General features: G+C 64.7%; 19 protein-coding genes and 1 pseudogene. 10 read left to right on the top strand and 10 right to left on the bottom strand.

Annotation, left to right across the window (positions count from 1 at the left end):
* Window positions 1–3: 3 nt before the first annotated feature.
* Entirely contained in the window at window positions 4–411 is a 408-nt protein-coding gene (locus NCS02_RS18190; RefSeq protein WP_250523255.1) for a DUF4186 domain-containing protein, read from the top strand.
* Window positions 412–417: 6 nt separating this feature from the next.
* On the opposite strand, the gene NCS02_RS18185 is transcribed toward NCS02_RS18190, so the two are convergent.
* Both NCS02_RS18185 and NCS02_RS18180 read right to left on the bottom strand, forming a co-directional pair.
* The gene (locus NCS02_RS18185) at window positions 418–1,626 is read right to left on the bottom strand and encodes a glycosyltransferase family 87 protein (protein WP_250503032.1); all 1,209 of its coding nucleotides are present in this window, start codon (window positions 1,624–1,626) and stop codon (window positions 418–420) included.
* A gap of 56 nt (window positions 1,627–1,682) precedes the next feature.
* Window positions 1,683–2,423, bottom strand: a complete 741-nt coding sequence (locus tag NCS02_RS18180) for a TerC family protein (RefSeq protein ID WP_008353127.1) — start codon at window positions 2,421–2,423, stop codon at window positions 1,683–1,685.
* A 268-nt stretch (window positions 2,424–2,691) separates the two neighbouring features.
* On the opposite strand from NCS02_RS18180, the gene NCS02_RS18175 reads away from it, so the two are divergent.
* From NCS02_RS18175 to NCS02_RS18165, 3 genes and pseudogenes are all read left to right on the top strand, one after another.
* Entirely contained in the window at window positions 2,692–3,849 is a 1,158-nt protein-coding gene (locus NCS02_RS18175; protein WP_250503031.1) for an OpgC domain-containing protein, read from the top strand.
* A gap of 161 nt (window positions 3,850–4,010) precedes the next feature.
* Window positions 4,011–4,184: a DUF1328 domain-containing protein gene (locus tag NCS02_RS18170; protein ID WP_008353131.1), complete on the top strand. Its 174-nt coding sequence runs from the start codon at window positions 4,011–4,013 to the stop codon at window positions 4,182–4,184.
* A 118-nt stretch (window positions 4,185–4,302) separates the two neighbouring features.
* A pseudogene (locus NCS02_RS18165) lies at window positions 4,303–6,165 on the top strand (sigma-54-dependent Fis family transcriptional regulator).
* Here the strand turns inward: NCS02_RS18165 and eutC are convergent.
* Entirely contained in the window at window positions 6,162–6,920 is a 759-nt protein-coding gene (gene eutC / locus NCS02_RS18160) for an ethanolamine ammonia-lyase subunit EutC (protein ID WP_250503029.1), read from the bottom strand. The pseudogene NCS02_RS18165 and the gene eutC sit on opposite strands and share 4 nt — an antisense overlap.
* Window positions 6,917–8,293, bottom strand: coding sequence for an ethanolamine ammonia-lyase subunit EutB (locus NCS02_RS18155; RefSeq protein ID WP_250440660.1), 1,377 nt, complete (start codon window positions 8,291–8,293; stop codon window positions 6,917–6,919). Before NCS02_RS18155 ends, eutC begins: the two co-directional genes overlap by 4 nt.
* A gap of 145 nt (window positions 8,294–8,438) precedes the next feature.
* Here NCS02_RS18155 and mnmH point away from each other — a divergent pair, with 145 nt between their 5' ends.
* Together mnmH and NCS02_RS18145 are read left to right on the top strand one after the other, a co-directional pair.
* Entirely contained in the window at window positions 8,439–9,503 is a 1,065-nt protein-coding gene (mnmH, locus tag NCS02_RS18150; RefSeq protein WP_008353138.1) for a tRNA 2-selenouridine(34) synthase MnmH, read from the top strand.
* A gap of 29 nt (window positions 9,504–9,532) precedes the next feature.
* Window positions 9,533–10,582 (top strand): permease, encoded by a 1,050-nt coding sequence (locus NCS02_RS18145; protein WP_008353139.1) that lies wholly within the window; start codon window positions 9,533–9,535, stop codon window positions 10,580–10,582.
* Between the two features lie 14 nt (window positions 10,583–10,596).
* Here NCS02_RS18145 and NCS02_RS18140 read toward each other — a convergent pair whose 3' ends face one another.
* From NCS02_RS18140 to NCS02_RS18130, 3 genes are read right to left on the bottom strand one after another with little or no spacing between them, the layout of a single operon-like run.
* Complete coding sequence (locus NCS02_RS18140) at window positions 10,597–10,734, bottom strand: hypothetical protein (RefSeq protein WP_167357759.1); 138 nt, start codon at window positions 10,732–10,734, stop codon at window positions 10,597–10,599.
* Window positions 10,712–11,713: a cytochrome d ubiquinol oxidase subunit II gene (gene cydB / locus NCS02_RS18135; protein ID WP_250503028.1), complete on the bottom strand. Its 1,002-nt coding sequence runs from the start codon at window positions 11,711–11,713 to the stop codon at window positions 10,712–10,714. Before cydB ends, NCS02_RS18140 begins: the two co-directional genes overlap by 23 nt.
* Window positions 11,714–11,717: 4 nt before the next feature.
* Entirely contained in the window at window positions 11,718–13,115 is a 1,398-nt protein-coding gene (locus tag NCS02_RS18130; RefSeq protein ID WP_175979424.1) for a cytochrome ubiquinol oxidase subunit I, read from the bottom strand.
* A gap of 403 nt (window positions 13,116–13,518) precedes the next feature.
* Here NCS02_RS18130 and ypfJ point away from each other — a divergent pair, with 403 nt between their 5' ends.
* The 3 genes from ypfJ (at window position 13,519) to NCS02_RS18115 (ending at window position 16,679) form a co-directional block, all read left to right on the top strand.
* Window positions 13,519–14,391: a KPN_02809 family neutral zinc metallopeptidase gene (gene ypfJ / locus NCS02_RS18125; protein WP_175979423.1), complete on the top strand. Its 873-nt coding sequence runs from the start codon at window positions 13,519–13,521 to the stop codon at window positions 14,389–14,391.
* Window positions 14,392–14,586: 195 nt separating this feature from the next.
* Window positions 14,587–15,600 carry a lipopolysaccharide heptosyltransferase I gene (waaC, locus tag NCS02_RS18120; RefSeq protein ID WP_008353143.1) on the top strand — a complete coding sequence of 338 codons (1,014 nt, stop codon included), beginning with the start codon at window positions 14,587–14,589 and terminating at the stop codon, window positions 15,598–15,600.
* 176 nt (window positions 15,601–15,776) lie between these two features.
* Window positions 15,777–16,679, top strand: coding sequence for a flagellar brake protein (locus NCS02_RS18115; RefSeq protein WP_250503027.1), 903 nt, complete (start codon window positions 15,777–15,779; stop codon window positions 16,677–16,679).
* Window positions 16,680–16,695: 16 nt separating this feature from the next.
* Here the strand turns inward: NCS02_RS18115 and NCS02_RS18110 are convergent, their stop codons facing one another.
* Together NCS02_RS18110 and NCS02_RS18105 are read right to left on the bottom strand one after the other, a co-directional pair.
* On the bottom strand, window positions 16,696–17,349 hold the full coding sequence (locus NCS02_RS18110) for a DsbA family oxidoreductase (protein ID WP_033537055.1): 654 nt from the start codon (window positions 17,347–17,349) through the stop codon (window positions 16,696–16,698).
* Between the two features lie 131 nt (window positions 17,350–17,480).
* A complete protein-coding gene (locus NCS02_RS18105; protein ID WP_250503026.1) occupies window positions 17,481–18,821 on the bottom strand; it encodes an NAD(P)/FAD-dependent oxidoreductase in 1,341 nt (446 codons plus the stop codon).
* Window positions 18,822–18,991: 170 nt separating this feature from the next.
* Between NCS02_RS18105 and NCS02_RS18100 the strand changes: the two genes are divergently transcribed.
* On the top strand, window positions 18,992–19,423 hold the full coding sequence (locus NCS02_RS18100) for an OsmC family protein (RefSeq protein WP_008353150.1): 432 nt from the start codon (window positions 18,992–18,994) through the stop codon (window positions 19,421–19,423).
* Window positions 19,424–19,462: 39 nt separating this feature from the next.
* Here the strand turns inward: NCS02_RS18100 and NCS02_RS18095 are convergent, their stop codons facing one another.
* Window positions 19,463–20,401, bottom strand: coding sequence for a LysR family transcriptional regulator (locus NCS02_RS18095; protein WP_008353151.1), 939 nt, complete (start codon window positions 20,399–20,401; stop codon window positions 19,463–19,465).
* Window positions 20,402–20,469 lie beyond the last annotated feature (68 nt).

The raw sequence follows: 20,469 nt of genomic DNA, 5'->3' as shown, positions 1-20,469 counted from the left end.
GCGATGCGCGACCTCGACGCCGTCTTCGATGCGCTCGCGAAATCGGCATTCCGGCGCCGTTTCGCGCTCGGCGTGCGTGAGGGGAAAGTTTTAAGGGAGAAGGGCGTCGACACGGTCGTGGCGCAGGCGCATGAGCTGATCGGCAAGCGGCTTGCGCCGCAAGCGCCGCTGAACGACGGCAAGCAGACACCGTTTCGCGGGCATCCTGTGTTCATCGCGCAGCACGCGACGGCGACGTGCTGCCGCTCGTGTCTCGCGAAATGGCACGGCATCGCGGCGGGAAAAGCGCTCGACGACGCCGAGCGCCAACATGTCATCGATGCCATCGAACGCTGGCTGCGCGCGCAACCGCTGCCGGCGGCGTCGAACCAGCCCGCGCCCGACAATCCGCAGCGCGAACTGCCTTTCTGACGCGCTCTAACGCGACGGATCGGCGCCCGCGGCTTCGAGACGCGCGCGCCGCACCGCCACGAAAATCAGCAACGCGAAAACCAGCGGTCCTACACCTACGCCGCAGTCCTTGGCCAACTGATTTCCCAACTGCGGATAGATCCACGCGAAAAACAGGATCGCGGGCTCGCCGCGCAGCCATCCGTCGCGCAGCGCGCGCGCGGCGATGAGTGCCAGCGGGATGCCGAGCCACACGCCGTCGTAGTTATAGATGTAGGGGCTGATCATGAACGTCGCGGCGACGAGCGCCGTCGCGCGAACTTCCAGTCCTTTCGCATTGCGCCATACCCACGCGACGGCGCAGATCGCCACGATCGCCTGACACGCCTGCGCGACATAGGCGGGACCGGTCGCGACGTGCGCCATGCGCAGGCTCGCGAAGAGGCTCGCCATCTGAAACCAAGGAAGACTGCCGCTCGCGGTGAAACCGTTGGCATCGTGCAGTCCGTGGAGAAAGACCGGCAGGATGTCGAGGCCGAAGACGGCGACCGAAACCGTGGTGAACAGGATCGTCGTTAGCGCGGCGGCGATGAAGGTCGTCCACATGCCCGCGCACGCCAGCGCGAGCGGAAACAGGATGGCCAGATGCGGCTTGATCGAAAGCAGGCCGATGAAGACGCCCGCGAGCATCGGCCGTTTTGGCATCGAGAGAAATGCGGCGAGCGCGAGACTCGCGGTGAGCGCGGCATTCTGTCCCTGGGCCGCGTTGAGCCAGATGCCGGGAAACGCGACGATCCACATGATCATGTCGGGGATCGGCAGCGCGCGGCGGGCCAGCAGCACGAAGACGACCGACGAAATCGAAGCGAACAGCGCGTAGGCAAGCGGCGCCGACAGCAAGCCGAACGGCTGCACCAGCAGCAGAAAGTTCGGCGGATAGAACCACGGCCCCGGCAGGATGATGTGCGGCCCCAGTTGCTGCGCGACGTGCTTGATCGCGTCCGCCGAATAGGCGTCGAGCGGATGCCCCGCGAGCGCGAGGCGCGCAGCCGACCAGAACGTCAGAAAGTCCCAGCCGGCCGGATGACCTTTCTCCGCGACGGCACTGCGCACGGCGAGAACGAGCCCGTAACACTGGAGCACGACGAGGATCGTCGCGCAATAAGCGCTCACGCGCGAGCCGTTGAGCCAGCGCCGACCGGGCGCGCGTTCGATGGAAGCGGGTTGGGTGCTCATCCGTCCGATATCGGCCGGATGGCGCCGAAACTTTAGCGAACGTCCGCCCGCGCGCGCTACTCGCGAACGCGTCCCTTGGCGCGCCGCGCGAGCATGTTCAGGCCCTCGACCAGCGCCGAGAACGCCATCGCCGCATAGATGTAGCCCTTCGGCACGTGTGTTCCGAAGCCTTCGGCGATCAGCGTCATCCCGATCACGAGCAGGAAGCCGAGCGCGAGCATGACGATCGTCGGATTGCGCTCGATGAAGCGCGACAGCGGACCGGCCGCGAACAGCATCACGGTGACGGCGGCGATCACCGCGACGAACATGATCGGAATGTGCTCGGTCATGCCGACCGCCGTCACGATGCTGTCGATGGAAAACACGAGATCGAGCAGCAGGATCTGGCCGATCGCCGACAGCGGCGTCAGGCTCTTGCCCGACGCGGGGCCGGCGTGTTCGTCGGCGTCGTGCGTGACGTGATGGCGGATTTCCGTCGTCGCCTTCCAGACGAGAAACACGCCGCCCGCGATGAGAATCAGGTCGCGCCAGGAAAAGCCGTGCCCGAACGCTTCGAAGATCGGCGTGGTGAGGCGGACGATCAGCGCGACCGTGCCGAGCAGGCCGAGCCGCATCACGAGCGCGAGCGCGATGCCGATGCGCTGCGTGCGTTCGCGGTGCGCCGCGGGCAGCTTGTTGGTCAGGATCGAAATGAAGATCAGGTTGTCGATGCCGAGCACGACTTCCATGACGACGAGCGTCGCGAGTGCGGCCCAGGCGGCGGGATCGGCGAGAAGGGCAACGAGATAGTCCATGGTTCGGGAGCGTTCGAGATGAGGGCGAGATATTAGCCTGTTCGGCGGGAAAAATGAAATGAACTTGAAAGCTTGCGCCTGATCGAAACCAGCCGGTGACAATCCCCGACGCGAGATGTTGTTCAAACCGACAAATATCGGATTTGAAACGCTTATTTGCATCTGTTCGCGTGATGCACTGCCGCAAATACGGGTAAACTCCAATGCTTTCGCGCCGCGTGTTCGCGGCCGTGTTTAACTGTCGCCGCAAGGACACTGAGCAAGCCGCATGCAGCAAAAATCAAAACGTCTCGTCGAGCTGGACTTCTTCCGGGGACTGGTACTGCTGATCATCGTCGTCGATCATATCGGCGGCAGCATGGTGTCGCGTTTCACGCTGCATGCCTTCGCGCTCAATGACGCCGCCGAAGTCTTCGTGTTCCTCGGCGGCTTCGCCACGGCGACGGCCTACGCGTCGCTCGCGGAGCGCCGCTCGGAAAGCGCGGCGCGCAGGCGCTTCGTGAAACGCGCGTTCGAGCTTTATCGGGCGTTTCTCGTCACGGCGGCGCTGATGCTCGTCGCATCGTTCCTGCTGCGGCCCTTTTTTGGCCACGCGCCGAATCTCGCGCTGCATGATCTGGACACGCTGATGTCGCAGCCGGTTTCCTCGATCGCGGAAATTCTCACATTCGAGCGCCAGCCTTATCTCTCGGCCGTCCTGCCGATGTACGCGCTCTTCGCACTCGCCGTGCCGCTCATGCTGCCGCTCGCGCGCAGCAAGCCTTGGCTGCTGCTCGGTCTAAGCCTCGCGGTGTGGGCGTTCGCGGCGCAGATCGGCGAATTCATGCCGTCCGTCGACGACAATCTGTGGGACTTCAATCCCGCCGCCTGGCAGTTGATGTTCGTGCTCGGCGTGCTGGCGCGCTGCCAGCCGATCTATCAACGCGTGAGCGCGAACCGCTTCGGCTGGATCGTGAGCGCGGGCGCCGTGGCGCTGATCGCCGGCATGGCGTACTACAAGCTGCTCGTGCTGCCGCCGGTGCTGGACAGCGCCTTCAAGCGCGACCTTGCTGGTCCGCGCGTCGTGAATTTCCTCGCCATCGCGTGGATCGCGGCGAATCTGGCGCGCTACGGCGTCGTCAAGGCGGTGGCGACGCGCCTGCCGTGGGTCGGCGCATTGGGACGCGCGGGCATGGTGTCATTCGTGGCGGGAACGGTGATTTCGCTCGTCGTCGATTCGATCCTGTTCACGTTGACCGATGGCCTCATCAACGTGCCTGCCGGACTCGCCGCCGACGCCATCGCGATCGGCGCGCTACTTGCCGTGCCGCATGTGCATCAGCGGATCTCGAACTGGCTCGGCACCCGTCAGCCTGTCCCGGCGACGGCCGCCGCCGCACCCGCGACGGTCGCCGCAGCCGACAATCGGGCGCGCGGCATACGGTGATCTCTTCGAAGCGGGCAGTCGAACTGCCCGCTTTTTTATCGCGCTTTCATTGCAACTAACGGTCTGATTTTGCCGCCGACTCCGATAAGCACCGCCCGCGAAGAACCGAGGCACAGGTCTTGCAAACAGTCACCGAACACAACACAAACATCGGATCTGCCATGCTCAAGCTCGCCATTCTTTTCGCGATCATTTCTGTCGTCGCCGGATTCTTCGGCTTTACGCGCGTATCGTCGGGTGCGGCGGGCATCGCGAAGATCTGCTTCTTCATCTTCCTGATTCTGTTCGTCATATTCCTCGTCGTCGCGATTTCGGCGGGCTCGCTCGTGCTGTAGCGCGGGAAAGCGCCGGGCGCCGTACCGCGTGGTTCCTCGCATCGACCCGCGTGCGGCGACGGTGTTACATTGCCCCGAGAAGACGTTCACGCGACCGTGAATCGAAAAGGAGGAGGCGATGCAGCATGCCATCGGCGCGGCCTTGCAGTCGGCGCAACGCGACGTCATTCGTCATTCGCACGAGCGCTCGGCCACGTTCGGGCTGTGCGAGACGATGCGCCCGGATTACGCCGTGCTGTCGGGCACGGAGCTCGCCGTCAAGCTCGATGAAAGCCGTGCGCTCTTCGCTCACGCGCTGCCGGTGATGGAAACGCTGTACGCGCAGATCGCCAATACGCACAGCATGATCGCGCTCACCGACGCGAGCGGATTGATCCTGCATTCACTCGGCGACGACGACTTCCTCGCGCGCGCCGAAAAAGTCGCGCTGCGCGCGGGCGCGCTCTGGAGCGAGGAGCATCAGGGCACGAACGCGATCGGCACGACGATCGCCGAGCGCACGGCCGTCACCGTGCACGGCGACCAGCACTACCTGCGCGCCAATCACTTTCTGACGTGTTCCAGCGTGCCGATCCTCGATCCGCACGGCAATCTCTCCGGCGTGCTCGATGTCACCGGCGACCGACGCGGCTATCACCAGCACACGATGGCGCTCGTGAAAATGTCCGCGCAGATGATCGAGAACCGACTGATCGCGAGCGGCTTCAGCGACGGCCTGCGCATCCGTTTCCATAGCCGGCCCGAGTTCATCGGCACGTTGATGTAAGGCATCGCCGTATTCGATCTCGACGGGCGCCTGCTCTGCGCGAACCGCAGCGCGCAGTTTCAGCTCGGTCTCGAACTCGGCGCTTTGCGTTCGCAGACGCTCGATGCGCTGTTCGGCGAGCGCGTCGATGAACTCATCGCGCGCGCGGGCGATGCGCCTTGCCGGCTCGAACTGCCTAGCGGCGTCGCGGTGTTCGCGAGCGTCGATTTTCACGCGCGGAACATGTCGAGCGTCCCGAGCACGACGAGCACGATCCCCACACGCGAGCGCGCCGGTTCGAGCCTCGCCGATCTCTGTACCGGCGATGCGCAGATGAACGACATCGTCGCGCGCGTGCGCAAGGTCATTGGCAAGAACATACCGATTCTGATCGGCGGTGAAACGGGCGCGGGCAAGGAAATGCTCGCGCGCGCGATCCACGACGATTCGCCGCGCCGCGCGGGGCCGTTCGTTGCGGTGAACTGCGCATCGCTGCCGGAGACGCTGATCGAATCGGAGCTTTTCGGCTATGCGCAGGGCGCGTTCACGGGCGCGGCGAAGCGCGGCGCGATCGGCAAGATCGTGCAGGCGAACGGCGGCACGCTCTTTCTCGATGAAATCGGCGACATGCCGCTCGCGATGCAAAGCCGTCTGCTGCGCGTGCTGCAGGAACGCGTCGTCGAGCCGCTCGGCGCCGCGCGCGCGGTGCCGGTCGATTTCATGCTCGTCTGCGCGAGCAATCGCAAGCTGCGCGAGCGCGTCGCGCAGGGCGAATTCCGCGAAGATTTGTATTACCGGATCAACGGTCTTTCGGTGACGCTGCCGCCGCTTGCCGCGCGCTCCGACCTGCGCGCGGTCGTCGACAAGATTCTGCGGCACGAGCGTTTCGCCGGGCGCGTCGTGTACGTCGACGACGACGTGCTCGCGCTCTTCGCGCGTCATCCGTGGCCGGGCAACATACGGCAGTTGAGCAATGTCCTGCGCACGGCGTCCGCGATGCTCGACGATCACGACACGCATATCCGCATCGAACATCTTCCGCACGATTTCGTCGATGAACTCGGCGAACAGCCCAAATTCGATAACGCAACGCCGCCCGCGAACGTCGCGCGTCTTGTCGACATCGAAGCGAGCGCGGTGAGCGCCGCGCTCAAGGCGCACGGCGGCAATGTATCCGCGACGGCGCGCGCGCTCGGCATATCGCGCACGACGCTGTATCGGAAGTTGCGCGTTTAATCGGCTGGCAGTTTCGCGTCGGACGCGGGCAACGCGCCGCTGTGATCCTTCAGCCCGACGCCGGTGAGCTTCAGGCGGCGCGCTTCGTTCAGCAGCCACATCAGCTTGAATGCGGCGATTTCGTAGTCGAGTCCTTCGGGCCGCACATTCGATATGCAGTTGCGCTCGGCGTCGTTGCGTCCGGCGCGCGGCGCGTAGGTCACGTAAAGACTGAGGCTGTCGGGCGAACTGAGCCCCGGCCGTTCGCCGATCATTACGACGACGATCTGCGCCCGCAAAAGCTCACCGATGCGATCGCCGAGGGCGACGCGCGCCTGCGTCGCGATCACGACGGGACCGACGTTCCAGCCGTCGAGCCGCGCACGCAATGTCGCGAGCAAGGGCGCGACGTGACGTTGCGCGGCGAAGGCCGACAAGCCATCGGCGGCGACGAAAACGATATCGCTTTCGGATGCGTGCGCTGCAAGCCGTTGCGCGCTTTCATCGTTCAGCACGCGGCCCAGATCCGGCCGACGCAGATAGCGATCGCGATCCGGCGCGGCGCTTTGCGCATCGAGCGTATCGAAGCCGGCGGCGCGAACGGCTTCGCGCAACGCGACGGTATCGAGCGGCTGATGCACCGCGTCGCGCGCCTGCGCATGCGCGAGTTCGAATGCGAGCAAGGGCGCGGTCGGCAGGCTGCTGCCCGCGCGGCCGAGCGCGATGCGCGCGTTGGTGAAGCGCCGCAGCGCGTCCCAGGCATCGGCGTTCGTCATGAGTCGATCCAGTCGAGCAAAGGTTGCGTGGGCGCGGCGAGCAGATTGCCGCGGCCATCGGTGACGCGCATCTTCGCGAGCCACGCTTCGAATTCCGGCGCGCGTTTCAGGTTCAGCGCGCGGCGGATATAGAGCGCGTCATGGAACGACGTGCTTTGATAGTTGAGCATCACGTCGTCCGCGCCCGGCACGCCCATGATGAAGTTGACGTTCGCCACGCCGAGCAGCGTGAGGAGCGTGTCCATGTCGTCCTGATCGGCTTCGGCGTGATTCGTGTAGCAGATGTCGCAGCCCATCGGTACGCCGAGCAGCTTGCCGCAGAAGTGGTCTTCGAGTCCCGCGCGGATGATCTGCCGTCCGTCATAGAGATATTCCGGGCCGATGAAGCCGACCACCGTGTTCGTCAGAAGCGGTTGGAAGCGGCGCGCGACCGCGTACGCGCGCGCTTCGCAGGTCTGCTGATCGACGCCGTGATGCGCGTTCGCCGACAGCGCGCTGCCTTGCCCCGTCTCGAAGTACATGACGTTATCGCCGACGGTCCCGCGTTTGAGCGAGAGCGCCGCGTCGCGCGCTTCCTCCAGCAACGCGAGCGACACGCCGAAGCTCGCGTTCGCGCGCTCCGTGCCCGCGACGGACTGGAACACGAGATCGACGGGCGCGCCTTGCTCGATGGCGGCGAGCGTGTTGGTGACGTGCGTGAGGATGCACGACTGCATCGGCACGTCGTAGCGCTGGCGGAAATCGTCCATCATCGCGAGCAGCTTGCCGATGGCGGCGGGCGAATCCGATGCGGGATTCACGCCGATGACGGCATCGCCGCAGCCGTACAACAGGCCGTCGAGCATCGATGCGGCGATGCCCTTCGGATCGTCGGTCGGATGATTCGGCTGCAGGCGCACCGAGAGATGCCCCGGCAGGCCGATCGTCGTGCGAAAGCGCGTGACGACCGGGCGTTTTCTGGCAGCGAGGATCAGATCCTGATTGCGCATCAGCTTGGAAACGGCGGCGGCCATCTCCGGCGTCACGCCCATCGTGATGCGTTCGAGCGCGGCGGTGTCGGTGGTATCGGCGAGCAGCCACTCGCGGAATTCGCCGACCGTCAGGTGCGCGATCGGCGCGAACGCTTCGCGCGAATGCGTATCGACGATGAGGCGCGTGACTTCGTCGTCCTCGTAGGGAATGAGCGGCTCGTCGAGAAACGCGGCGAGCGGCAACTGCGCGAGCGCGATTTTCGCGGCCACGCGTTCTTCCTCGGTGGCGGCCGCGATGCCCGCGAGTTCGTCGCCGGAGCGCCGCGGGCTGGCGCGCGCGAGCAGCGTCTTCAGATCGTCGAAGCGGTAGCGGCGCGCGCCAATCGTCTCGTGAAAGCTCATCGCTTTCCTCTCGGAAGCATCGATTCATGCACTTTAGCCGCTTTCGCGGGCATCGCGCGTCGGTCAAAAAAAGCGCGTCCGGGCCGAAATCCGCCCGCATGCGATAATTTTTCGCTCGATTCAGCCAAAACCCGCCCGCAAGCCCGTGAAAAACCTGCTCGTTCCCATCGATCGCCTGAGCGAGTTCGATGAAATCGTCGACGTCCGCACACCGCTCGAATTCGCCGAGGATCACATTCCCGGCGCGATCAACGCGCCCGTGCTCAGCAACGAAGAGCGCGTGATCGTCGGGACGATGTACAAGCAGGTCTCGCCGTTCGAGGCGACGCGCGTCGGCGCGGCGATGGTCGCGCGCAATATCGCGATGCATCTCGACACGATCTTCGCCGACAAGCCGCGCAACTGGCGTCCGCTCGTCTATTGCTGGCGCGGCGGCAAGCGCTCCGGCTCGATGACGACGTGGCTCAACATGATCGGCTGGCAGGCCCGGCAACTCGACGGCGGCTACAAGAGCTATCGGCGCGACGTGATCGAGCGGCTCGGCACGCTGCCCGGACGTTTTCGCTATGTCGCGCTGATCGGCCATACGGGCAGCGGCAAGACGCGGCTGCTGAAGGCGCTCGACGCGGCGGGCGCGCAGACGCTCGATCTCGAAGGACTCGCCGCGCATCGCGGTTCCTTGCTCGGCGCGCTGCCGGGACGCCCGCAGCCGACGCAAAAAGCGTTCGATTCGGCGCTCCTGAAGACGCTTTCGGGCTTCGATCCGGCGAAACCGGTTTTTGTCGAAGCGGAAGGGCGGCGCATCGGATCGATCACGATGCCCGACGCCATCCTCGACAATCTGCACGCGGCATCGTGCGTGGAAGTCGAGGCGCGGCGCGAGGACCGCATCGCGTTCTTGCTGCAGGATTACGCGCATCTTTTCGACGATCCCGCGTTTTTCAAGGCGCAATTGTCGAAGCTCGTCGCGCTGCATAGCCGGGAGCGCGTCGCGCACTGGCATCGGCTGATCGATGACAACGCACGCGCGGAGCTTTTCGCCGAACTGATCGACCGTCATTACGATCCGGCGTATGGACGCAGCAGCCAGGCGCTCTATACGAAGCTGCCGCATGCGGCGCACGTGCTGTTCCGTCCGAACGACGCGGACAGCGTCGATCAGGCGAAAGCCTTGCTCGCCCGGCTCGCCGAGACGACGCCCGCGCTCTGATTCAACCTCATCACTCGAAAGAAAAAGATATGACCACGTTTTCACAACCTCGCGTCGCACGCGGCTGGCTGGTATTCCTGCTGATCGCCGTCGTGGGCCTGTTCTACGTGAAATGGTTTCCGTACTACAACCGCGCGTTCGTCGCGGCGAGCCAGCATTCGATCGGCAAATCCATTCTGATGGGCACGTCGGCGAGCGCGCCGGAGCCGTCGTGGCAAGCCGCGCTCGACTACGCGATCGCCTACGGCAAAGCCATCTGGCAGGCGATGGTGCTCGGCCTTCTGCTCGGCTCCGCGGTGCAGGCGCTGATTCCGCCGCGCTGGGTCGCGCGGGCGCTGGGCGAGCACAACTTCGGCAGCGTCGTGAACGGCGGGTTGATGTCCTTGCCCGGCATGATGTGCACGTGTTGCGCCGCGCCCGTCGTCGCGGGGCTGCGTGCGCGCGAAGCGGCGCCGGGCGCGGCCGTCGCGTTCTGGCTCGGCAATACCGTGCTCAATCCGGCGGCGCTGGTTTTCATGGGCTTCGTGCTCGGCTGGCAGTGGACCGGTTTGCGGCTCGTGCTCGGCGTATTGATGGTGTTCGGCCTCGGCTACGCGATCAACCGGATGGTGACGCCGGCGCAGGCGGCGTCGTCGCGTCAGGCGCTTGCCAAGCTGATCGAAGAGGACGAGCCGGGCACGGCGTTTTCGCGCTGGATCAAAATTCTCGGACGCATGACGTTGCGGCTCGTGCCCGAATACATCGTGCTCGTGCTGCTGCTTGGCGCGGCGCGCGCCTGGCTCTTTCCGCACATCGGTCCGGATATCGGCAACGGCATGTGGTGGATCGCGGCGTTTGCCGTCGCGGGCACGCTCTTCGTGATTCCGACCGCCGGCGAAGTGCCCATCATTCAGGCGATGCTTTCGCTCGGCATGGCGACGGGACCGGCCGGCGCGCTCTTGATGACCTTGCCGCCCGTCAGCGTGCCGTCGCTCGCGATGCTCGCGCGGTCGTTTCCGCCGCGCGTGCTCGCGTTCGTGGCCGCGTCGGTCGTGGTGTTCGGGATCGTTGGCGGGGTGATTGCGGCGGCGGTGTTCTGAACGCGCGCGGCGCCTCAATGAATCGCCGCGCCCGCCTTGATCAGCAACTTGAACGGCAGCGCGAGCAGCATCGCGCCGCCGACGCCCGCCATCCACAACGCGACGAACCAGAACACCTTGCGCGCGCGCTCAATGGTAGTGATGTTCGCCATGACGCACCTTTCCTCTGAAGATCCAATAGCCTAGCGTCGTGTAAGCGACGATCACAGGCAGAATCACCGCCGCGCCGACGATCGTGAAGAGCTGGCTCGAACGGGGCGCGGCCGCATCCCAGATCGAAACGCCGGGGAAAATCTCGTGCGGCGACACGCTCAGCACCAGACCCGAGTAGCCGAGAAACACGAAGCCGAGCGCGACGGCAAACGGCCGCTTCTCGTGACGCGATGCGATCGAGCGGCGCATCGCCCACGCGCAAACCGCGACCAGCACGGGCACCGGCAACATGCGATAGAACCACGGCGAATCGAACCAGCGCGACGCGATGCCCGCGTCTTGCAACGGCGTCCAGATGCTGACGACCGCGATCGTCGCGAGTTGCAGAACGGTCAGCGGCCACACGACGCGATACATCCGCCGCTGCAGATCGCCTTCCGTTTTCGCGATCAGCCAGCACGCGCCGAGCAGCGCATAAGTGACGACCAGCGCGCCGCCCGTGAAGATCGAGAAGGGCGTGAACCAGCCGAAGGCATCGCCGGAAAAACGGCCGTCGGCGACCGGAATGCCGTCGAGAAACGCGCCGAGCGCCACGCCCTGAAAGAACGTCGCGCCCGCCGATCCACCGATGAACGCCAGATCCCACATATGCTTCGTGCGCTGCGCCTTCGCGCGGATTTCGAACGACACGCCGCGGAAAATCAGGCACACGAGCATCAGCACGAGCGGCAGATACAGCGCGGACAGCACGGTCGAATAAACCATCGGGAACGCGGCGAACAATCCCGCGCCGCCGAGCACGAGCCACGTTTCGTTGCCGTCCCAGACGGGCGCGACGGTGTTCATCATCACGTCGCGATCGTGCTGATCCGGAAAGAACGGGAAGAGAATGCCGATGCCGAGGTCGAAGCCGTCGAGCACGACGTAAAGGAACAGGCCGAACGCGATGATCGCGGCCCAGGCGAGTGTGAGGTCCATGTTCTTAAGCTCCTTCGATGGACTGATTCGGAAGGCTGAGCGGACGCCGCGCGCTGCCGTCCGACGGCTGCGTCGACGCGCCCGGCAACGCGGGGCCGTGACGCAGCAGCTTCAGCAAGTAGTAGATGCCCGTGCCGAAGACGATCGTGTAGACGATCACGAACGCGAGCAGCGACACGCCGACTTGCTGCGCCGTGACCGGCGAGACGGCATCGGCAGTACGCATCACGCCGTACACGACCCAAGGCTGGCGTCCGGCTTCGGTCGTGACCCAGCCCGCGAGCAGCGTGATGAATCCGCTTGGACCCATCGCAAGTGCAAAGCGATGGAACCAGCGCGCCTCGAACAGCTTGCGCCTGCGATGCAGCCACCACGCCGCGAACGACATCACGATCATCAGCACGCCGAGTCCGGCCATCACGCGGAAGCTCCAGAACACGAGCGTCGAGTTCGGACGATCTTCCTTCGGGAATTCCTTCAGGCCGCGAATCTCGCCGTCCCAGCTATGCGTGAGGATCAGGCTGCCGAGATGCGGAATCTGCACGGCGTATTTCGTCGTTTCGGCTTCCATGTCGGGAATGCCGAAGAGATTGAGCGCGGTGCCGCCTTTCTCCGTTTCCCAGATGCCTTCGATCGCCGCGATCTTCGCCGGCTGATGTTCGCGCGTGTTGAGGCCGTGCGCGTCGCCGACGAGCGCCTGAATCGGCGTCAGGGCGAGCAGCAGCCAGAGCGACATCGAAAACATCTTCTTGATGGCCGGATCGCGCCGGCCTTTCAGCAGATGCCACGCGCCGGTCGCGGCCACGACGAGCGCCGCCACGATGAACGCCGCAATCGCCATATGCGCGAGCCGGTACGGAAACGACGGATTGAAGATGATCGCCCACCAGTCGACCGGCACGACATGATCGCCTTCGATGCGAAAGCCCTGCGGCGTCTGCATCCAGCTATTCGAGGCGAGAATCCAGAAGGTGGAGATGAGCGTGCCGATGGCGACCATCAGCGTTGCGCCGAAGTGCGCCTTCGGGCCGACCTTGTTCCAGCCGAACAGCATGATGCCGAGGAAGCCCGCTTCGAGGAAGAACGCGGTCATCACTTCATAGGTGAGCAGCGGCCCGGTGATCGGACCGGCGAAGCTCGAAAAGCCGCCCCAGTTGGTGCCGAATTCGTACGCCATGACGACGCCCGACACGACGCCCATGCCGAACGCGACGGCAAAGACTTTCGACCAGAAGAGACACAGCTCCTTGTAGACCGGCTTGCCGGTTTTGAGCCACGCGCCTTCGAGCACGGCGATGAAACTCGCGAGCCCGATGGAAAGCGCCGGAAAGATGATGTGGAACGAGACGGTGAACGCGAACTGGATTCGGGCCAGATCGAGTGCTTCGGGAGTCGAATGCATGATGACTTGTGCCTTGAAATTCACGCGCGCCCGCAGTCGGGAGCGGTTGTGTCCTGTGCTGATCGAGACGTGCGACGGGCCGGAGCTTAGCTCTGTTTCGAGACGGGTGTTGCGCTGCGTCAGTGAATTGTCATTGCGCGCAAATGCCGCAGTTTCAAGGGTTTAGCACCGCTATCGGATTGATTTCTCGATGATTTCGAGATGGAGATATAGTGCACCGCGGCAAGATCGCGCACGCGTTTTCGCGACAATCGACCGCACTGGAATCGCCGCGCGCAAGAGGCGCCGGTTTTGATCGGTTCAGAAAGAACTTTTACGTTGTCGCGGCACGGGACGTGCGACAGGCGCGGTTACCATAATCGCTTTTGACACGCGCGACGTGCGCGTAGGAAGGAGAAGCATCATGCGCCTCGATGACCAGCAGGAAAGTCAGAATGTAGAGGACCGGCGCGGCGGGGGCGGTTTTCGAATGGGCGGCGGATCGATCGGCATCGGGACGATCGTCGTGGCGCTCGCGGCGTCGTATTTCTTCGGCATCAATCCGATGACGATCATCAACGGCGCGCAAGTTCTGCATGGCAACGCGCCGCAACAGCAGGCCGCACCGTCCAATGCGCAACCGGCCAACGATCCCGGCGCCGTGTTCGTGCGCCGCGTGCTCGGCAACACGGAACAGACGTGGCAGCACATCTTTCGCGCGCAGTTCAATCAGGACTATCCGGCGCCGCGGCTCGTGATGTTTTCCGGCGCCACGCAAACCGCGTGCGGCACCGGGCAGGCAGCCATGGGCCCGTTCTATTGCCCGAACGACCGCAAGGTGTACATCGATCTTTCGTTCTATCGCGAGTTGCGCGACCGCTTCGGCGCGAGTGGCGATTTCGCGCAGGCGTATGTGATCGCGCATGAAGTCGGGCATCACGTTCAGAACGTGCTCGGCATCATGAACAAGGTCGATCAGGCGCGCTCGCAAATGTCGCGCGAGCAGGCGAACGCGCTGTCGGTGCGCGTCGAGTTGCAGGCGGATTGCTTCGCGGGCGTCTGGGCCGCGGTCGCGCAGCGCGAGAACGCGAAGCTGATCGAGCCGGGCGATTTCGAGCAAGGCTTGAACGCGGCGGCCGCGATCGGCGATGACCGTCTGCAACAGCAATCGCAAGGTCGCGTCGTGCCCGAGGCGTTCACGCACGGGACGAGCGCGCAACGCCAGCGTTGGCTGCGGCGCGGCATGTCATCGGGCGATGTCGCCCAGTGCGACACGTTCTCGACGCGTTCGCTCTGATCGACGGGCGCGCGTCGCGGCAACCGGACGCTGTGAATTGGTCTATTCTGAAGCCGTCGCAGCGTCCGTTTCCGGATAGTCCTTACAAACGCTGACATCGCGTTCGTCTCAAATTCATTAGAATCGCTGGTTTTCCGGGTTCGGCCCAGCATTGCCGCTGGCCGCGACTCGCACCGGAACATTCTCGTCCCGTTCATGAAGCGAATTCTGATCGTCAAAGTCACGTCTCTCGGCGATATCGTCGAGACGCTACCCGTCGTTGCCGATCTGCGGCGCGCGTTTCCTTCCGCCAAAATCGACTGGGCCGCGGACGCCGCCTTCGCCGATATCATCCGCTGGAATCCCGGCGTCGATCGCGTGCTGAGCGCGCCCTTGCGCAAGTTCAAGAAGGCGCGCAGCTGGAACGATCTGAAGGAGATCGGCGCGTCGATCGGTGAGTTGCGCGCCGAAAAATACGACGTGATCGTCGATATTCACGGTGTCTACAAGAGCGCGATCATCGCGTTCATCGCGCGCGGACGGCGGCGTTACGGGTATCTGAATCAGGATCTCGGCGAGCGCGGCGCGGCTTTCGCGTACAACGCGCGCTTCGGTCCGCGTCCGCTCACCGATGCCTGGCGCGGCATGCGCGTGAGCGTCGCGGATGCGCTCGGCTATCGTCTGGAAGACCCGCCCGACTTCAACATCCGCCTGCCCGCGCCCACCCGCGAGCTGAACATTCCGCGCGACGCGCGCATCGCGATGCTGTTTCATGCGACGTCGGCGGACGTGAAGAAGTGGCCGCAGTCGCATTGGGGCGAAGTCGGCCGCTGGCTGACCGCGCGCGGTTATTCGATCGCGCTGCCGTGGGGAACGGAGCGCGAGCAGGACGAGGCGCGAGCCATCGCCGCGCTCGTGCCGGGTGCGACCGTGCTGCCGAAGCTGTCGGTCGTGGAATGCGCGCACTGGATTCAGGCGTCTGAACTCGTTGTCGGCGCGGATACCGGGCTCGTGCATCTCGCGCACGCCTTGCAGCGCCGCACCGTGATGTTGTTTGCCGCGACCTCGCGAGAGCATTTCGGCGTGAATGATCCCGGACGGTCGGTGTCGATCGGCGAAGAGGGCGCACCTCCCGACGTGCCGCAAGTGCTGGCTGCCATCGAAAGCGTGACGAATTCGCCGCAAAAACCCGTTCCTCATTCGGCCGAATCGGGCGCTACGGTTCGCTGAACATGAGTCGGAGCGAAACTTTGTGCGCATAAACTCATGCCGACGCCTGGCCCGGTAGAAAATCCATCGCGCGGTAAAAATATCAGTACGCTAACGTAAAACTTGCCATACAGCACTTGACGGCAACCCCGGCAAGCACGACGATTGCGGAAAACACCTAAGAATCGTCCGATAAGATGACCGAAGAAACCGTCGCAGATGCGCGCCAGTCGCTGGCGCGTCTCGAACCGTCCGAGATTCCGCTTGGCACGCCGCTCGAATGGCCGATCGTCGCCGCAGATGGCGCGATGTTGTTCGACGCCGGCGCCGTCGTGCCGGACGGCGCGGCGCTCGAATTCATGTTCCGGCACTTCGAGCCGAATCGTGCGATTCAGGCGGCAGCGCCGAGCGCGCCCGAGGAAGAGTTCGCGAAGGACGGGCCGCTGACGCTGGAGGACATCGGTCTCACGATCGGCGCGCGGGTCGGCTTGCGCGGCACGGGCGGCACGGGTTCTGCCATGTACGCGAGCCGCGTGATCGGCTTTTCGACGCCGCGCCGCAATGGCGAGCGTTCGCTCTTCGTGACGCAGCCTTTGATGGCGGGATTCGATCCGCTCGTTCTGACGCTGGGCGAGCAGGTCGATCTGGTCGCGCTGACGGGGCGGGGCGTGTTCCGCTTCGCCTGCACCGTCGATGCCACCTGCCGCGAGCCGTTCAATTACGCGGTGCTATCGGCGCCGGGCGCGATCCGCCGATTGCGCACGCGCAAGTTCGCGCGGATGCCGACTCGTCTCGCGGCGCATTTCGCGGCCGTCGGGGCGCCGCAGAGCGCCCTGCAACTGGGCCGCGTGAGCGACATCAGTCCGTACGGCATGTCGCTGACCGTCGCGAATCCGGTCGCGCACATGGGCGAGCGTCTGCAACTTTCATTTCAGTTCAGGACCGATGGCGTCGAGGTGAAGATCGAGACCATCGCGATCGTGCGCCATGTCGGCGCGACCGAACCTGCCGATGGCAGCGCGGCGTACGGGCTCGAGTTCGAAACGCTCGAACCGTCGCAGCGGATCGCGCTGAAATCGTTCATGGCCGAGCACAGCTAAGCGGCCTCGACGCGCTTCAGGCGCCCGGAAAGCCGTCGGGAAAGAGCCGCTCGACCGCAGCCTCGAAATGCTGAATCGGCGCGGCGCCGCGCAGCGCGATCGGCGGCGGCGGTTCCTGGCCGGGCGCGGGCTCGCGCGACAGCACAGCGAACGGCACGCCCGTCACGCCGAGCTTCTTCGCGAACTCTTCGTCTTCGATCACGAGATCGGTGTAGGTGCCGTCATCGAGCGCTTCCTCGAGCAGTTCGGGATCGACGCCGCAGGTCGCCGCGATGTCGAGCAGCGCGTCGGTATCGCCGATATCGATGCCTTCCTCGAAATACGCCTTGAAAATCGCCCGATGCACGAGATCGTAACGGCCGGATTCGCGCGCGAACATCGCCGTCTCGAATGCCTTGCGGCTGCGCGGCGCGACCGGCGGCATACGCATCGTCACGCCGCGTTCTTCCGCGAGCGGACGCACCGATTTCTCCCACGATTCGACGATCTGCTCGCTGTTCGGATCGACGAGCGGCGTCGGCTCCGGACGCAATTCGAACGCGTGCCAGCGAATCTCGACCGCATCGCCGTATGCGTTGCGGAACTGGTCGAGCACGGGCGTCTCGAGATAGCAGAACGGACACACGAAGTCCGACCAGACGTCGATATAAAGAACTGACGTGGATGCCATGTGAGCCTCAAAAACGAACGGCGCGTGTTTGCGCCGTTTGACTGAACCGGGCGAACGCCGCGTTTCCGGCGACGTCCGCAAAACCGGTATGTTAGCGCGTGCGCGCCGCCGACGCGCGGTCGCGCGACGCATCAGAATCCGCCGTCGAGCTCGATCTTGCTGCCGTCGAAGAAGCGCGACAGGCGAAACGCGCGGGGATCGACGATCGGTGCGTCGTTCGCGACGATATCCGCCATCAGTCGGCCCGCGCCCGGACCGATGCCGAAACCGTGCCCCGAGAAACCCGTCGCGATGAAAAGCCCCGGTTTGCCATCCACGCGGGAGATGACCGGCACGGCATCTGGCGTCACGTCGATATAGCCCGCCCACGCTTGTTGGATGCGCAATCGATTCAGCGCCGGAAAGAGCTTGCGGAACTCCGTGACCGCCGCTTCGTTGAACGATTCGACCGGCACCGGATCGAGCGTGCGCGCGGTTTCGAAGACGGTCGGCCGGTCGAGCGGCCAGCGGCGCGGGCGTCGAAGTTCCTCGAAGAAGCGCGCGTTGAGTCCGAGCTTGATCGAACCGATCTGGCTCCTGAGCGCGGGCAGGAATTTGACGAGGAGCCGAAAGCTGTCGGGCGTGATGTCGTGATAGCTGTGAAACGCATTCGCGATGGTGTAGCCGCCGTCCAGACGCTTGCGATAGCCCATTTCCTGATTGCACGCGCTGACGTCGGGTCCGCCGTCGAGCGGCGCGGTGCGCATGACCGACGAACGCACCATGAGTTGCGGCACATCTACGCCGAGACTGCCCGCGAAATAGCGCGTCCACGCGCCGCCCGCGATGACCACGCTCGAACAGCGGATGCGTCCGTGTTCCGTGACCACGCCGTGTATCGCGCCGCCGCTCGTTTCGATGCCGCGCACCGCACAGGGCGTGAGCACTTTCACGCCGCGTTCGCGCAGCGCTGCGGCCATGGCGGGCACGGCGCGTTGCGGTTCCGCGCGGCCATCGCTCGGTGTGTAGATGCCGCCCGCGAAGCGTCGCGACGTGCCGGACATCAACGCGCCGGTTTCGTCGGGCGACGTGATACGCGAATCGAGCGCGTCGCGGCCGACGAGCGCGACGGCGCGCGCGAGCCATGCTTCGTGATCGGCGAGGGCTTTGGCATCGTCGGCGGCGTAGAGAATGCCGCATTCGCGAAAGCCGGTGTCGATGCCCAGTTCCGCATCGATGCGCCGCCAGAGCTTGAGGCTTTCGAGGCTCAGTTCGAGTTCGCGCAGGTCGCGATGCGTCGCGCGGCACCATCCCCAGTTGCGGCTCGATTGCTCGCCGGCGATATAGCCCTTTTCGCACACGGCGACCGACAAGCCTTTTTCGGCGAGCGCGCGCGCCGTGCTGATGCCGATGACGCCGCCGCCCACGACGACGACATCGACGTGATCGGGCGGCGTGCGGTCTTCGGTGATGCGTTCGGTAGGTGGACCCATGTGATGTGGTGTTGTGTTAAACGCGAACGGGCGATGATAGTCCAATGCGCAGGCTCCCTGCACCCGCTCGAGCGATCGGCTACGATGCAAGCGCTCGGGCTATCGAAGGGCGCCGTTCGGGCACGGCGCGTGCGAATCGTCGGTTCCAATTCATCTTCTGGAGAACTCTCGTGCAAAAGACAGCATCGGCAAAATGGAGCGGCGGCATCAAGGACGGCAAGGGTTTCATCTCGACGCAGACCGGCGTGCTCAACGAGGCGCCGTACGGCTTCAAGTCGCGCTTCGAGGAAGGTCCGGGCACCAATCCGGAAGAGCTGATCGGCGCGGCGCACGCGGGCTGCTTCACGATGGCGCTCTCGCTGCAACTCGAGCTGGCCGGCATGAAGGCCGAGAGCCTCGAAACCAAGTCGACCGTGACGCTCGATAAAGACGGCGACGGCTTCACGATCACCGCCTGCCAGCTCGATCTCAAGGCGAAGATTCCCGGCGCCGACAAAGCCGCTTTCGACAAGGCTGCGCAGGCCGCGAAAGAGGGCTGTCCGGTGTCGAAGCTGTTTGCGGGCAACGCGAAGATCACGTTGAACGCCGAGCTGGTGTCGTAAGCGGCGTGGCAGTCGAAGCCGAAAACGCGGACGGGCACATCACCCGTCCGCGTTTTTTTCGCGCGTCAGTTCCTCGATGATGAGCCGCGCGGGCGCCGGCAATGCCGCGCCTTTTCTGGTCACGACGCCATACGGCTCCGTGCGCGAACGCACCGCGATGGCAAGCCGCTTCGCGAGTCCGTGTCCGGCGAGAAACGTCGCCATGTCGAGCGGCATCATCGCGACGAGCGTCGGATCGCGCTGCAGCAGCAGGACGGTCGTGATGGTCGATGCCGTTTCGATCGGATGCAAGGGCAGCGGCAGCCCCGCTTCCTTGAACTCGCGCTCGTAGAGGCTGCGGATCGGCATGATGGCCGGATAGACGATCCATCGGCTCGAAGCGAGTTCGCTCAACTCGACGCGCGGTGCATCGACGAGCGCATGGGAGACGCCCGCGACGATCGCGAGCGGTTCGTCGCGCAACTCGACGTAGTGGTAATGATCCGGCTGACGCGCGACGCTCGCACGGCAGATCGCGACGTCGAGCCTGCCTTGATCCAGCAGCGCGAGCAGGCGCGCGCTCGTGTCTTCGACGACTTCGATGGTCAGCGCCGGCTGCCGCTCGCGCAGTCGGGCGAGTGCATCGACGAGCACGCCCGACACCGCGCCGGTGATCGCGCCGATGGCGAGCCGTCCGCCCGTGCCTTGCAGAATGCCCGCCATTTCCTCGCGTAAATGCGCGACGTCCATGTGAATCAGCCGCGCATAGCGGATCACGCAGCGCCCGAGTTCGTTCGGCTGAATGCCTTGCGCCGAACGCGTGAAGAGCGTGGCGCCGAGCGTCGCTTCGATCTCGCGCAGCGCCTTGGTCGCGCCGGGCTGCGTAAGCGCCATTTCGTCGGCGGCGCGATGCAGCGAGCCATGATCGTCGAGCGCGATCAGCAGGCGCAGTTGCTTGAGCCGCAAGCGCGCGGCGATGGAATCGGCATTCGGCAGCATGGTTTCGGCAGGCATAGGGACAACGAGAAGATAACGGAAAGTTATTGCCCCGGCAGCAGCTTTCATTA

Source organism: Caballeronia sp. NCF2 (assembly GCF_023631205.1).
GTDB lineage: Bacteria > Pseudomonadota > Gammaproteobacteria > Burkholderiales > Burkholderiaceae > Caballeronia > Caballeronia zhejiangensis.
The sequence above is the reverse complement of the archived record's forward strand: the minus strand, read 5'-3'. Positions and strand labels throughout refer to the sequence as shown.